The following is a 14,569-nucleotide window of genomic DNA, read 5'->3' on the forward strand; positions in this document are numbered from 1 at the left end:
CCAAATGACTCCGGGCTCGGCACAGCGGATCGCCCTGATCGGCAACATGAACAACGCAAATTTTGCGCTGATGCGATATTTGCGCGACCTTGGACGCGATGCACATCTGTACATGTATACCAACGAGGCTGACCATTTCCTGCCCCCCAACGACACCCACGACTGGGACCGCTGGAAGGACAGTGTACACCGGCTGCCGATATCCAATGGAGGGCGCGATTCGTTGTTTGCGCCATTGGGCAAGGTCGAGGCGGCGCTATCGGGGTTCGACGTCTACTACGGCAACGGCATCTCGCCGGTGCTGTTCGACCGGATGGGCCGCCACCTCGATGTCTTTGCGCCATATGGCGACGGAGTGGAATTCATCATCGAATACCAGTGGCGGACGTCCCGCTTCTTGGCCTCCAGCTATTCGCTGTTACGGAAGCGCGCGATGGAGCGGGCCTTGCAACGATCCGTCGAGACGATCCTCACCGCCAACATGCATGCGCACTCGATGGATACCTATCGCCGGCTGGGTCTGCAGACGACGACCCTTCCGCTTGTCGCGCTCTACGACCGCGAACGCGACGATCTGGCGTGCGCGAGCCCGGAGGTCGCATCCGCGATCGATCGGATGAAGTCGGCGGACCTGGCGATATTCTCGCACGTCTCGCACATTTGGAAGAACCTGCCCGTGGACCATTTCATGGGCGGTCTGGGCAAGCGCAACCAATGGCTACTCGAGGGCCTCTCGCGTTATGTGAAAGCACGACCGGACGCGAAACCCCTGCTGGTGATGACCGAATACGGGCGTGACGTCGGGGAGAGCAAGGCGCTGATAGAGAAGCTCGGTATCTCCGATTATTGCGCTTGGCTGCCGGCCATGGCGCGCAAGGATATCTTGCCGATCCTGCGCTACGTGGACCTCGGTGCCAGCGAATTTGCCGGCATGTTTTGGGGCGGTTGCGGATGGGAGTTTCTCTGCAAGGGCGTCCCGATGCTCCATTCGCTCGACGATCCGGAAGATTACGAAACGCCCGAGCGGCCCCTGCCGTTCTTCTTCAACGTCTCGTCTCCGCAGGACATCTGCGACGTGCTTCTGCGACACGACCGGGCAAGCTTGACCCGGCTCAAGCCGTCGATACGCACGTGGTACGATACCCATCAAGGTGTCGAACTCGCGCGCAAATACCTCGCCCTTTTCGACGGGATCGTCGACGGCCGTCAGACGCCTGGCGACCGGCCGAAGTGTTTAACATGACCGGCGCCGACCCGGCAGGGCTTGGGCTGGCATCGCGGATCAAGTTTCTGGTCAAGGATACCGCGTTGTACGGTATCGCTTCCGCGGTCGGAAAGCTGTCCAGCCTGATACTGTTTCCGTTTCTCACTCGTGCCTTGAGCGTCGCGGACTACGGCCGGGTCGATCTGATCCTATACGCGGCGATGTTTTTCGGCCTGTTGATGATTTTCGGGCAGGATTCCGCGGTCGCGCGTTACTTCTTCGAAGACGAAGACCCATCGCGGCGGCGGAGAATGATCTCACAGGCGCTAGCGGTAATGATGTTAAATGGCCTTTTGGCCGTAGCAACGATGTTGGCGCTATCGCTTCATCCCGCGATCCGCGGCGTGTTTGGCGACGACTGGAACAAAATTCTGCTGCTTCTGATCGCGTTCGCTCCACTTAACGGCCTGCTGTCGTACTGCCAAGGCATTCTGAAGTGGAGCTTTCGGCGAGCCAAATTCCTCATCATCTCGCTCGGCGCGCCTTTCGCCAATCTGGCTCTGATCGTGGGCTTCGGCAATTTGAGCGAACTTACCTTGCTGCGCGTGATGACCATCATGGTAGCCGTTAACGCCGGGTTCGTCCTACTTGGACTTTTCTTCATTCGCGAGTGGCTGACTTGGCCGCGCGACACCGAATACGTCCGCAAACTACTCCCGCTCGCCCTGCCTTACGGCCTGATCGCCGCAATCGGTGCCAGCGTGCCGCTGCTGGAACGAAGCGTCGTGGCATCGGGGTTTGGAGAGCACGATCTGGGGCTTTATGCAGCCGGCGCGAAGATCGCCGCACTGGCCACGCTTGCGTGTTCGGCGTTCCAGATGGGATGGGGACCGTTCTCATACGCCATCTACAAGCGACCCGATGCAGGGGCCACTTATGACGTGGTGCTACGCCTTTTTACATTGGTGATTTGCCTCGTGGTACTTTTCCTGTCGGCGGCAGCCGAGCCGTTAATCGCTCTTCTTGCAGGGAAACGTTATGAAGGTGCCGGACTATTTGTCTTCCCCTTGGCGATGGCGGTCGCGACGCAAGCCATCGGCTGGATTTCCGAGATTGGGATACATCTTTCGAAAAGAAGTTATCTCAATTTAATTGGATTTGCGTCGTTCCTAATCGTCGCTGTTACTGGAATGTTTGTTTTCACGAAGTTCGTCGGCGTGATAGGAATTGCTTTGGGGTCCTTAGCTGGTCAGCTGGTGATGGCTGCGACCTCGGCTGCCGTTGGGCAAAAGGCCTATCCCATCGCGTGGCGCTTTGGTCCACCCTTTGCGACGATCGCCGCGACGCTGGCAATAGGAGCGGCCGCGTATTGCGCGGAGACATATGATTCAAGCCCCCCACCTTCAGTCATTTGCGCACTTGGCATGTTCGCGATTCTCATTGGCAACATGCTATTCGGCTTTTCACAAGCCGAGTTCCGTGGTTTGCGCCAAAGTCTGAAGAAGTCGCTAGGCGACACAATTTAACCCACTAAGTGTTTGCGCACTCAGAATTCTGATGCGTATTAGCATCGGATCCTCTTGCCGGAAATTCAGGTTTTAGAAGTAGGGAAGAAGAATGGCGGAAGCATCTTTTGAAGAGCAACGCGAAAATAAAGAACGTTTCCAGTTTGGGCAAAACTGGAAGAGTTTTTTAAATGTTTTGAATGAAACTCGCATCAATGAAGCAGAGCGGTCACTCGTCGAGATGCTCAGTTTCGATGAGTTGAGCGGGATGCGCTTTATCGACATCGGGTCCGGCAGCGGATTATCTTCGTTGGTAGCCCGACGATTAGGTGCGCATGTAACATCGCTCGATTTCGATCCCGCTTCGGTTTGGTGCACAAGCCATCTACGCGATCGGTTCTTTCCTGGTGATGGCGACTGGGAGGTCATGGAAGGGTCCGCACTCGATCGACCCATGTTGATGGATCTTGGTCAGTTCGACATCGTTTATAGCTGGGGGGTGCTCCACCATACGGGCGAAATGTGGACAGGTTTGCGCAACGCAATCGATATGATACGTCCTGGTGGAGTTTTATTTATTGCTATTTACAACGATCAAGGTTGGAAGTCGCGAGCTTGGTGGCTAATCAAGAGGTTTTACAACTTTTTACCAAAACCCTTACATACAATCTTTGCTTGGTCCCTGGGATTGATCTTGAATGCTGGGAATGTGTTAAAATATACCGTGATGTTAAGGCCGATGGATGCGATCCGCCCGTTACTTAATTATGAAAAGAGAAGGGGAATGAATTTCAGCCACGACCTCATTGATTGGATGGGCGGATTTCCCTTCCAGTTCGCGACTTATGAAGCCCTCGTCAACTATGCTGAAGCGGCTGGCCTTCGCCACGAGAGAGGTATTAAGGCGACGAGCCTCGGTTGCCACCAGATCGTTTTCTCGAAGCCTGACCGGGGCGCCAGTATACCTTAATCTCGAATCAGAAGAACAGGCAGAGGCGCTTATCGGCAATCATGTCTGACCTCGACGTCCTGGTCATCGGCGCCGGTGTCGTCGGCTTGGCGGCCGCCCGCGCCCTGGCGTTGGCGGGCCGGGAGGTCGTCGTTGTCGATCGACATGGCGCGTTCGGCACTGAAACCTCGTCGCGCAACAGCGAGGTCGTCCACGCGGGTATCTATTATCCCCCCGGGTCGTTGAAGGCGCGCATGTGCGTTGCCGGTCGCGACGCCCTTTATCGCTATGCAGCCGAACGGGATATTGCGCTCAAAAGGTGCGGGAAGATCATCGTCGCCAACGGAGATGCGGGGAAATCGGGGCTGGAAGCGATTGCCGCGCGAGCGAAGGCCTCCTTAGCGGGCCCCCTTGATACACTGGATCGCGCGGCGATCGCGAAACTCGAACCTGAGGTGACCGCCGAGTTCGGCCTGTTGAGCCCCCTGACGGGGATTATCGACAGCCACGCACTGATGCTTTCCTATCTCGGAGATCTCGAGAACGCGGGCGGAGCGTTTGCCCGCAATACCAACGTCAGGGCAATCGATCGCGGACCGGACGGCTTCATCGTCGAGATGGATGCCGGGGCCACGCTCGCTGTCGGCCATATCGTCAACGCCGGCGGCCTTCGTTCGGACGCGATCGCCCGCTCGATCGCGCCGTTGGGCGATGCGTTCAAACCAACGCTCCGCTACGCCCGAGGGGTCTATTTCAAGGCACTCAACGCGCCCCGATTCCGCCGCCTCGTCTATCCACTCCCTACGGAGGCGTCGCTGGGCACGCATGCTACCATCGACCTGACGGGTGCGGTACGGTTCGGTCCGGATGTCGAATGGATCACCGATCCCGACGACTACCACGTCGACCCGCACCGTGCCGAGCAATTCGCCCAAGGCATTGCCGACTACTGGCCTGCCGTGGATCCAAGTCTCCTCGTTCCCGATTATGCCGGCATCAGGCCGAAGCTTGTCGGCCCTGGCCAGCCGCCAGCGGACTTCCGCATCGATGGCCCGGCGGATCACGGTATCGCCGGCCTGGTCAGCCTTCACGGCATCGAAAGCCCTGGATTGACCGCATCGCTGCCGCTCGGCGATCTGGTGGCACGACGGATCTTCGAGCCGCCACTTGCGCCTTGAAACCGATCTGTTAGAGGCGCAGCCCTGCCCTCATGGCTGACACGACGACCGGTTTTTCCGCATCGAAACGCGTGTTTGCATGGGATCACTGCAGGGAACTTGGCCGCCGGTTGCGCAATCGCCGGCAATTGGGTTCGGTGTCATCTCGATTGGGCGACGCCACAGTACAGGACAGCGAGTGGGTTTGATGGCGACTACGGAAAAGATTGTCGTATTGGGTCTGGGTTATGTGGGCCTGCCGCTGGCAGTCGCGCTAGCCGGGAAACAGGACGGAGTCGTCGGTTTCGACGTGTCGAAACGCCGTGTCGAATCTTTGACTTCGGGAACCGACTGGACCGGCGAGATTGCCGATGCGGACCTTCAGGCGTCTTCATTGAAGATAACTGCCGATGAAGCTGCGCTGTCCGACGGGACCTTCTTCATCGTCACCGTTCCCACTCCAATCGACGAGGAGCGCCGCCCCGATCTCGGTCCGGTGCGATCCGCTTGTCGCCTGGTCGCCCCCCATCTTACCAAGGGTGCGATCGTGGTTTTCGAATCCACCGTGTATCCCGGCGTCACCGAGGACGAGTGCGGGCCGCTGCTCGAAGAAGGGTCGGGTTTGAAGGCTGGCGAAGACTTCTTCCTCGCCTATTCGCCCGAACGCATCAACCCGGGCGACAAGGAGCACAGGCTGGAGACGATCACCAAGATCGTCGCCGCCGACACTCAGGCGGCGCTCGATCGGGTCGTGGCAGTGTACGGATCGATCATCGAGGCGGGCCTTTATGTGGCGCCGTCGATCAGGGTCGCCGAGGCGGCCAAGGTGATCGAGAACACCCAGCGCGACATCAACATAGCCCTGATGAACGAAATCGCGCTGATTTTCGACCGCATGGGTTTGCGCACGCAGGACGTGCTCGAAGCGGCCGGGACGAAATGGAACTTCCTGAAGTTCTCACCGGGTCTCGTCGGGGGTCACTGCATCGGCGTTGATCCCTATTACCTCACGAGCGCGGCGGAGAGGCTTGGATACCGACCCGAAGTGATCCTCGCCGGACGCCGGATAAACGATTCGATGGGCGGCGAGGTGGCTCGCAAGGGCGTCAAGCTGTTGCTGTCGCAGGGCGGCGGGCTAAGCGGCGCGAAAGTCGGCATCCTCGGCCTGACGTTCAAGGAAAACGTCCCCGACCTGCGCAACTCGAAGGTGCCCGATATCGTGGCGGAGTTCCGCGAATTCGGGGTCGAACCCCTGATCCACGATCCACATGCGAACGGCGATGAAGCGCAGCACGAGTACGGCCTGACCCTCAGCGACGAGGCCGATCTCCACGATCTCGATATTCTCGTTCTGGCGGTCAATCACCGCCACTATCTGGAAGATACCGAAGATCTGGTCGCGCGGCTCAAGCCGAAGGGGATTCTGCTGGATGTGAAATCGGCACTCGATCCCAAGGCCATGCCCCAAGGCAGGATCTACTGGAGCCTGTAGGGCGCCGCGGACTGGATTTTCATGAAGCAAGTCATCCAAAGCCTCAAGACCGGTAAGATCGACGTCGTCGATGTGCCGGCGCCGATGTGCGGCAGGGGGCAGCTGCGCATCGTCACCAGCCGGTCGCTGATATCCGCCGGGACCGAGCGGATGATGCTGGACTTCGGGCGCGGCAACCTCGTGCAGAAGGCTCGGCAACAGCCCGACAAGGTGCGGATGGTGCTCGAGAAGGCCAAGACAGACGGCATCGCAGCGACGATAGAGACCGTTCGCAACAAGCTGGATCAGCCGCTTGCGCCTGGGTATTGCAACGTCGGTATCGTGGATACTGTGGGCGCGGATGTCGCCGGTTTCACCATCGGCGACCGCGTGGCGAGCAACGGAAAACACGCCGAACTGGTAGCGGTCCCGGTCAATCTATGCGCCAAAATCCCCGACGCGGTTAGCGACGAGGACGCGGTTTTCACTGTCGTGGGAGCGATTGCCCTTCAAGGAATCCGCTTGGCCGCACCGACGCTGGGAGAAAGCGTGGCCGTGATCGGTCTGGGGCTGATCGGGCAACTTGCCGTGCAGCTCCTCATCGCCAATGGGTGCCGCGTTATCGGTTTCGACTTCGATCCGGAGCGGGTGGCCCTTGCACGGAGCTTCGGTGCCGACGCGGTGCAGGTAGGAGAAGGGAGCGATTCGGTGTCGGCGGCGCTGTCCTTCAGCCGCGGCAATGGCGTCGACGCGGTGCTCATTACTGCCGCCACGCAGAGCGATGGACCGATGACCGACGCGGCCAGGATGAGCCGCAAGCGTGGCCGGATCGTCCTGGTCGGAGTGGCTGGACTAAACCTGTCGCGAGCCGACTTCTTTGAAAAGGAACTCAGCTTCCAGGTGTCCTGCTCCTACGGTCCGGGGCGTTACGATCCGGAGTACGAGGACAAAGGTCGCGATTATCCGCTTGGTTACGTGCGTTGGACCGAACAGCGCAATTTCGCGGCGGTGCTCGACATGATGGCGGCCGGGAAGATCGATTGCGCACCGCTGCGGACCCATGGGTTCGATCTTGATCAGGCAGCCGAAGCCTACGAGATCGTCGGCGGTGCCGAGCCGTCGCTGGGCGTCGTCCTGTCCTATCCCCGCCCGGCCGAACACCGGCTGGCGACCGAAACGGTTGTCGCCAGTTCGCCTGTGCCTTCGATCGATCGTGTCGGAGCGGGGGTCATCAACGTCATCGGCGCCGGAAGTTACGCGAGCGCGGTTCTCGTACCGGCGTTTGCCCGGGCCGGGGCAAATCTCAATGCGATCGGGTCTAGCGGCGGTTTGTCCGCACGGCAGCTGGCCGAGAAACACGGTTTCGCGAAGGCGGGCAGCGACACGGATGCGTTGATCGCTGACGGCGCCGCGGACAGCGTGGTGATCGCGACGCGTCACGACAGCCACGCCCGCCTGACCCTGCAGGCGCTGGAGGCCGGGAAGAACGTTTTCGTCGAGAAGCCGTTGGCGATGACCTATGACGAACTCGACGCGATCGAGGCGTTCTTCGCCGGGCGACCCGATGCCCCGCTGTTGACGGTCGGTTTCAATCGTCGGTTTGCCCCACTGGTGCAGACGATGCGCGGGATTCTGGCCCGTTTTCCCCAGCCCAAGGCAATGACGATGACCGTCAACGCTGGCGCGATACCGCCCGACCACTGGACCCAGGATGCCGAGGTCGGCGGAGGCCGCATCATCGGCGAGGCGTGCCACTTCGTGGATCTATTGCGATGCCTCGCCGGGGCGCCGATCGTGGAAGCGAAGGCCACGGGAATGGCAGGCGCAGTGGCTGATACAGCCACGCTTTCGGTCAGGTTCGCCGACGGGTCGATCGGAACGGTCCATTATTTTGCGAACGGCAACAAGGGCTTGCCGAAGGAGCGGCTCGAAGTATTCGTCGGCGGAGGGGTTCTCCAGCTCGACAACTTCCGCAAGCTCAAGGGCTTCGGAATGCCAAAGTCGGCCAGCAAATCCTCCTTGCGCCAAGACAAAGGGCAGGCCGCCTGCGCCGCGCGCTTCGTGGCGGCGGTCCGCGGCGAAGCCGGCTGGCCCATCCCTCTCGACGAACTCATCGAAGTTTCCCGCACGACCATCGATCTAGCCGCCCAGTTGCGGTAGGGTCACCGCGTGCATTCTCCGGCGCGATATTTCCAAACGATCCGACACCTCAGGTTCGGGCAGATCGCTCGTCAGGTCCAGCGCCGGTTGATGAAGCCACGTTACGTGTCCGTCGGTCAACTCGCGCAGAGAGAGGCCGCAGGCCCGCTGATCCCCGGCCCGGCCCTACCGGCCCTCATGACCGGCGCAGATCGCTTCGAGTTCCTGGGCGAAGAGGGATCGCTCGAGCACGGATGGAACGATCTCGGCAAGAGCGCACTGTGGACGTATAACCTTCATTATTTCGATGATCTACGCAAGGCGGGGGCCGCCGATAGGACCGATTGGCACCGCGCGCTGATTGCCCGGTGGATCGCGGAAAATCCGCCTGCCATGGGCGTGGGCTGGTCCCCCTACCCGACATCGCTGCGGATCGTGAACTGGGTCACGTGGGACCTCGCAACGGGCCACCTCGATATCGAAGCGCGCCGCAGCCTCGCGGATCAGGCGGAGTGGCTTGCCCGCAATCTCGAGACACACATTCTAGGCAACCATCTGTTTGCAAATCTGAAGGCCCAGATTTTTGCCGGTTGCTATTTTGCAGGACCAACCGCCGACCGTTGGTTAGGAAACGCGCTGGCCATCTTCGAACGGGAGTTGGGCGAGCAAGTTCTGGACGACGGGGCGAACTTCGAACTCAGTCCGATGTATCACGCGATCTTCCTTGCCGATCTGCTCGATATCCTCGCGCTCGACCGCGTATTTCCTGGGCGCATCCCGAGATCGGCCGGGGAGATGATCATCGACGCCGCAGAGCGCATGCTCGGCTGGATGGCTACGATGACGCATCCCGATGGGCAGATTGCCTTCTTCAATGACAGCGCCATTGGAATAGCTGCCGATTTCGCTTCGCTGAAGGAATACGCGCGGCGTGTGGGTATTCGGCCGTCGGGGCCACGCGTGTACGATGGGTCATCGTCGAGCGGCTATTTCCGGCTCACGCGTGGTCCTGCGGTGGTGATCGCTGACATCGCGGCCGTCGGGCCGGATTACCAACCCGGGCACGCCCATGCCGATACCCTGAGTTTCGAATTGTCCGTTGGTAAGCAGCGCGTGATCGTCAACTCAGGCACCTCGGTTTACGGGACTTGCCAGGAGCGACATCGCCAGCGGTCGACGGCCGCGCATTCAACACTCGAACTCGATGGCAAGAACAGCTCGGACGTCTGGTCAGGCTTCAGGGTCGGCCGGCGCGCCCGCGCGACTCTTCATAGCCTTTTCGCTGGCGGTGCGGTCGGCAGTCACGACGGTTACCGGTTTTTGAAGGGCCGTCCGAGGCACGAAAGAAGTTGGGCGCTCGGGGCAAATGAACTCGTCGTCACCGACACGGTGCGCGGTGATCACGGGTGTGCCTGGGATGCGATCGTGCGTTTTCACCTTCATCCCGATTGTTCGTCAGAACGGATCGATGATTGCACCATTCGGATCGCCTTGCCTTGCGGTTCATCGATAATCGGCCATTCCAATCACCCGATGGCCATCACTCCCGGCACGTGGCACCCCCGTTTCGGCAGCAGCATTGCCAATCTCCGTATCGAGATCGCCTGGCGCGCCGATGGAAGCGACCCGCGATGCGAAACGACATTCAAATGGAATCCCGACGGATGAAGATTGTTTTCTTCACGTATTATTTTCCTCCCGATCTCAGCGCGGGCTCGTTTCGCGCATCCGCCCTTGTCGAGGCGCTTCTCGACAGGATGGGAGAAGACGATTCGATCAAAGTCGTGACGACCAGCCCGAACCGGTACGCGCGTATGGAGATCACCGAATCGCAGTCCTTTGCAGACCCGCGGTTGAACGTGAAACGCGTCCACATCCCGCAACATGAAAGCGGCGTGGTGGACCAAGCGAACGGTTTCCGATCGTTCGCGCGTGGAGCACTCGCCGCGAGCGCAAATTCAACTCCGGATCTGGTCCTCGCCACTTCGTCGCGCCTGTTGACCGCTACGCTGGGCGCATTCGCCGCACGTCGCTGGAGGGTGCCCCTCTACCTCGACATCCGCGACATCTTTTCCGAAACGATCGAGAACGTATTCGCCGCGCATCCCATCAGGTTTGCGGTTCCGTTCGTCAACGCACTGGAACGTTGGACCGTCCGCAGTGCGAGCCGGATAAATGTCGTGTCGCCCGCTTTCCTCGAACATTTCGAGCCGATCGCGGTCAACACGCCCACGAGCGTGTATACCAACGGCGTCGACCAGCAGTTTCTCGACTTCAGGCGGCAACACCCGGTGCCGCTGCAGCGACCCGGCCGTCCCGTCGTGGTCGCAGCAGGCAATATCGGCGAAGGACAGGGGCTCCACCATATCGTCCCCGGCCTGGCAGCGGCCCACCCAGATGTCGATTTCAGGATCATCGGTGGCGGTGGTCGACGGGCCGAGCTCGAAAGCGCCGTGCTTGCAGCCAGAAACGACAATGTCACGATTATCAATCCGGTGTCGCGCGACCGGCTCACGGAGGAGTATGCGAACGCCAGTGTGCTGTTCATGCACCTGAACGACCTTCCGGCTTTCGATCGCGTGGTGCCTTCCAAGATGTTCGAATATGCCGCGACCGGGCGACCGATTCTGGCGGGAGTGCGAGGTCGATCGGACGCGATGCTCTCCCAGGTAGCCGGCGTTGAGCGATTTCCGCCGTGCGACGTCGCAGCCGCGGCGTCCGCCCTGTCGCGTTTGCTGGACGGGCCGCGCCAGCACGACCGGGACGAATTCGTCGCTCAGTTCGACAGGCGAAAAATCATGGCGGCGATGGCCGAAGAGATCATCGCCACCGCTTCAGGTGGCGACGCGGTCTCCGCCGCCGCGACCCAAGAAGGTTTGCAGAACGATCCGCACGTCCAGCAGTAAGCCACGAATACGGCAATAGAGCACTTCCCACCGCACCAGTTCGGCGGGGTCGCTCATGTCGATACCGTTGACCTGAGCTAGCCCGGTCAGCCCCGGCGTGAGTGAAAAGATACCCGCCGCTCGCCGTCGTGCGATCAACTCGTCCTGCACGAAGAGGCACGGGCGCGGTCCCACCAGTGCAAGATCGCCCCGCAGGATGTTCCACGCTTGCGGCAATTCGTCGAGTTTCGTGCGGCGGAGAAAATGCCCCACGCGGGACACCGCGGCGGCGCCGATCTCGTGGGTTGCCCCCTCGTTGGTACCCACCGCCATCGTCCGGAATTTGTAAAGCGTGAAAGGCCGCTCGTGACGCCCGACACGACGTTGGCGAAACAGCGCTGGGCCTGTGCCTTCCAGCCGAATGGCCACTGCCAGCAGTATCATCGCCCAGCCGAGCCCGACGAAGATGGCGATGGCGAATCCGATGTCGATCGCTCTCGAGACCAGGCGATAGGCCCGGTCGTGGCCGATGCTGGAGACCCAAATCGGTTCATCGGGTGTTGCAGCAGAGAGGATGGCTCGCTCGATCGCTGCGGCGGCGGCTTCGAAGAAAGCGGCTGGTTTCACTGCGGCCAGGCACTGCCAGATTCGGCGTCTTGCACCGTTTGCGTCAGGCGCGATCTTGGGAAGCACGACCAAGCGGACTGGCTGCGGCGCGGTTTCAGCCACCCACTTCTCCAGCGCACGCTTGCTGGCCGCATACCCGGTGTCGTTATCCGGATCGGCGGAATGGAATGACGTGATGAGGACGACCCGACCGACCGCTGCACTCTCGGCTTGCCCGACCAACGCTTGCACGCGTTCGACGTTCACGGCGTGGAATTCGTCGAAAAGCGCGGTAGCGTTGCTGTTCATCACGATCAGGTCGACCACGGCGTCGATATCTCTGCGCCCGAGCCGATCGGAGATTTCGCGATCGGCACAGATTTCTTGCGCGCCCGCCATATCGACGATCGCCGCCCGATCGCGAGCGGTCGCGATCACGTAGGCATTACGCTCTGCCAACCAGGGAACCAGACGGCGACCGAGCGATCCGCTTGCCCCGGTTACCAGAACTCTGCATCCGGAAAGCCCCTTCCGATCGTCCTCACTGACGTTAAGCGCATGGATTGACGGTGGGGACGCGGACATACGGCTGTTCGATCTTATGCAGGGGCGGGGGCGCCATACTGTCGCCGGGCAGCGCGTTCAATCCCGGGGCGATCGCCCCGACGAAGCCCTTGTTCTCGTGTACTCTACCGCCTAAAGCCGCGCGAGCAAAAGAACTGCTTCCCCAATAGATGATGCTGAAATTTATCACGTTTCTGGGACGGATTGCGGCCATGCCGAGGCCGATGAAACGTGCATTCGTCTTGGCTTCGGACGCGACGCTATGCGCGATCGCGTCGGTCCTCGCATATGGCTTACGCGTCGGCGCATGGGCGATCTGGAACACGGGTGTAGCGAAACTCGTCATCGTCAGCCTCGTCGTAATGCTGCCGGTGATGATCGTCAGCAAAGTCTATTCGGCAATCTTCCGATACGCCGGTCGCGGGGCGTTCCGGACGCTTCTCCACGCGAGCGCGGCTTACAGCGTCGTCTTCGCATGCATAATCGGCCTGATTGGTCTGGACTACGTTCCGCGAACGACCGGTTTCATCCAGCCGATCATCTTTTTTGGCCTTTTGACCAACTCGCGCCTTCTCGCGCGCTATCTCCTCGTCGACATGCTCAACCGAAAGCACAGCGACGGCGAGCCGCGATCGGTGCTGATCTATGGCGCAGGCTCTGCGGGACAACGTCTGGCGTCTTCGTTCGATACCGAACCCAATTACCGACTTGCGGCATACGTGGACGACGACCCACTGATGGACGGACAGCGCTTGGACGGCGTACCGGTGGTACATTCATCGAAGCTGGAAGACGCGCTTAAGCGCTACGGCGTATCCGACATCCTCCTGTCGCTTCCCGAGCTTTCGCGCGCCGAACGCCGGACGATTGTCGACCGCCTGTCGCGATTGCAAGTGCACGTCCAAGTCCTTCCTCCGTTCGTGGATTTGGTTTCCGGCCAGGTTTCGATCAGCGACATGCGCGAGCTCGACATCGACGACCTTCTCGGTCGCGAGCCGGTGCCGCCCATGGAGGATTTGATCGCGGATACATTGGCGGACAAGCGCGTGCTGGTGACAGGAGCCGGCGGATCGATCGGCAGCGACCTCTGTCGGCAAATTCTCGCTGCTAGGCCATGCACGCTGATCCTGGTCGAAAGATCGGAGTACGCGCTGTATGCGATCGACAACGAATTGCGAGCGAACGCGAAGGAAAGCGGAAACGAAGGCATCGTTATCGTTCCTATCCTGGCCTCTGTGACCGACGCGGTTTCGATGGACGAAATTTTTGCCCGCCATCTTCCCGAAACTGTGTTTCACGCCGCAGCGTACAAGCATGTCCCGCTCGTGGAGGCCAATCCCGTGGAGGGCGTCCACAACAACGTCATCGGTACGCGGGTCGCAGCCGAGTGCGCTGGTCGCCACGGAGCCCGGAATTTCATTCTCATCAGTACCGACAAGGCGGTTCGCCCGACAAACGTCATGGGTGCAAGCAAGCGAGCGTCGGAGCTGATCATCCAGGCGCTCGCCGCAACCGATACCGATACGATATTTTCGATGGTTCGTTTCGGGAACGTGCTTGGGTCAAGTGGCTCGGTGGTTCCGCTATTTCGCGCGCAGATAGTCGCCGGCGGTCCGATTACGCTGACCCACCGCGAAGTGATGCGATACTTCATGACAATCCCGGAAGCGGCTCAGCTGGTGTTGCAGGCAGCCGGCTTGGCCCGGGGGGGAGAGGTCTTCGTCCTCGACATGGGGGAATCGGTGAAGATCGGTGACCTCGCGAGATCGATGGTCAATCTGTCCGGGCTTTCGATCCGTGACGAGAACAATCCTACTGGCGATATCGAAATCGTCGAGGTCGGCCTTCGCCCAGGCGAGAAAATGTACGAGGAGCTGCTGATCGGAGACAACCCCGAAGCCACGGCTCACCAGCGTATTCTCAAGGCGACCGAAGCCTCGCTTCCCTGGGACGAGCTCAGGCCGATCCTGGACGAGTTGGCAAAGACACGTGATGAGGGGCGCCTTATCGCGATCCTTCATTGTCTCGTGCCCGGTTTTGCGCACGACGAAACACGCAAACGCTTGCGAGCGCCGGGTTAACAAGACAG

Annotated in this window: 10 protein-coding genes; 9 read left to right on the forward strand and 1 reads right to left on the reverse strand. The window is 60.5% G+C overall.

The features are described from left to right. The first annotated feature begins 4 nt into the window (after positions 1-4). From AR323_RS14795 to AR323_RS01335, 8 genes are all read left to right on the forward strand, one after another. Positions 5-1,243 (forward strand): hypothetical protein, encoded by a 1,239-nt coding sequence (locus AR323_RS14795; RefSeq protein WP_057882133.1) that lies wholly within the window; start codon positions 5-7, stop codon positions 1,241-1,243. Then, positions 1,240-2,730: a lipopolysaccharide biosynthesis protein gene (locus AR323_RS01305; protein ID WP_057882134.1), complete on the forward strand. Its 1,491-nt coding sequence runs from the start codon at positions 1,240-1,242 to the stop codon at positions 2,728-2,730. The genes AR323_RS14795 and AR323_RS01305 overlap by 4 nt, the downstream gene beginning before the upstream one ends. Before the next feature lie 91 nt (positions 2,731-2,821). Continuing rightward, positions 2,822-3,679: a class I SAM-dependent methyltransferase gene (locus AR323_RS01310; RefSeq protein WP_057882135.1), complete on the forward strand. Its 858-nt coding sequence runs from the start codon at positions 2,822-2,824 to the stop codon at positions 3,677-3,679. Between the two features lie 41 nt (positions 3,680-3,720). After that, a complete protein-coding gene (locus AR323_RS01315; RefSeq protein ID WP_057882136.1) occupies positions 3,721-4,836 on the forward strand; it encodes an NAD(P)/FAD-dependent oxidoreductase in 1,116 nt (371 codons plus the stop codon). 187 nt (positions 4,837-5,023) lie between these two features. Beyond that, positions 5,024-6,307, forward strand: coding sequence for a nucleotide sugar dehydrogenase (locus tag AR323_RS01320; RefSeq protein WP_057882137.1), 1,284 nt, complete (start codon positions 5,024-5,026; stop codon positions 6,305-6,307). 21 nt (positions 6,308-6,328) lie between these two features. After that, a complete protein-coding gene (locus tag AR323_RS01325; protein ID WP_057882138.1) occupies positions 6,329-8,446 on the forward strand; it encodes a bi-domain-containing oxidoreductase in 2,118 nt (705 codons plus the stop codon). Between the two features lie 378 nt (positions 8,447-8,824). Further along, positions 8,825-10,093 carry a heparinase II/III family protein gene (locus AR323_RS01330; protein WP_407701061.1) on the forward strand — a complete coding sequence of 423 codons (1,269 nt, stop codon included), beginning with the start codon at positions 8,825-8,827 and terminating at the stop codon, positions 10,091-10,093. Further along, complete coding sequence (locus tag AR323_RS01335; protein WP_057882140.1) at positions 10,090-11,331, forward strand: glycosyltransferase family 4 protein; 1,242 nt, start codon at positions 10,090-10,092, stop codon at positions 11,329-11,331. Before AR323_RS01330 ends, AR323_RS01335 begins: the two co-directional genes overlap by 4 nt. Here AR323_RS01335 and AR323_RS14285 read toward each other — a convergent pair. Continuing rightward, a complete protein-coding gene (locus tag AR323_RS14285) occupies positions 11,260-12,501 on the reverse strand; it encodes a hybrid nucleoside-diphosphate sugar epimerase/sugar transferase (protein ID WP_123321870.1) in 1,242 nt (413 codons plus the stop codon). The two genes, AR323_RS01335 and AR323_RS14285, sit on opposite strands and share 72 nt — an antisense overlap. 203 nt (positions 12,502-12,704) lie before the next feature. Between AR323_RS14285 and AR323_RS01345 the strand changes: the two genes are divergently transcribed. Continuing rightward, positions 12,705-14,561, forward strand: a complete 1,857-nt coding sequence (locus tag AR323_RS01345; protein ID WP_161808701.1) for a polysaccharide biosynthesis protein — start codon at positions 12,705-12,707, stop codon at positions 14,559-14,561. Positions 14,562-14,569: the final 8 nt, after the last annotated feature.

Origin of the sequence: Tsuneonella troitsensis (assembly GCF_001441535.1) — a bacterium.
GTDB lineage: Bacteria > Pseudomonadota > Alphaproteobacteria > Sphingomonadales > Sphingomonadaceae > Tsuneonella > Tsuneonella troitsensis.

Coding starts and splice junctions, on each gene's coding strand:
- AR323_RS14795 (WP_057882133.1), top strand. CDS start 5: ATGACTCCGGGCTCGGCACAGCGGATCGCCCTGATCGGCAACATGAAC.
- AR323_RS01305 (WP_057882134.1), top strand. CDS start 1,240: ATGACCGGCGCCGACCCGGCAGGGCTTGGGCTGGCATCGCGGATCAAG.
- AR323_RS01310 (WP_057882135.1), top strand. CDS start 2,822: ATGGCGGAAGCATCTTTTGAAGAGCAACGCGAAAATAAAGAACGTTTC.
- AR323_RS01315 (WP_057882136.1), top strand. CDS start 3,721: ATGTCTGACCTCGACGTCCTGGTCATCGGCGCCGGTGTCGTCGGCTTG.
- AR323_RS01320 (WP_057882137.1), top strand. CDS start 5,024: ATGGCGACTACGGAAAAGATTGTCGTATTGGGTCTGGGTTATGTGGGC.
- AR323_RS01325 (WP_057882138.1), top strand. CDS start 6,329: ATGAAGCAAGTCATCCAAAGCCTCAAGACCGGTAAGATCGACGTCGTC.
- AR323_RS01335 (WP_057882140.1), top strand. CDS start 10,090: ATGAAGATTGTTTTCTTCACGTATTATTTTCCTCCCGATCTCAGCGCG.
- AR323_RS14285 (WP_123321870.1), bottom strand. CDS start 12,501: ATGTCCGCGTCCCCACCGTCAATCCATGCGCTTAACGTCAGTGAGGAC.
- AR323_RS01345 (WP_161808701.1), top strand. CDS start 12,705: ATGAAACGTGCATTCGTCTTGGCTTCGGACGCGACGCTATGCGCGATC.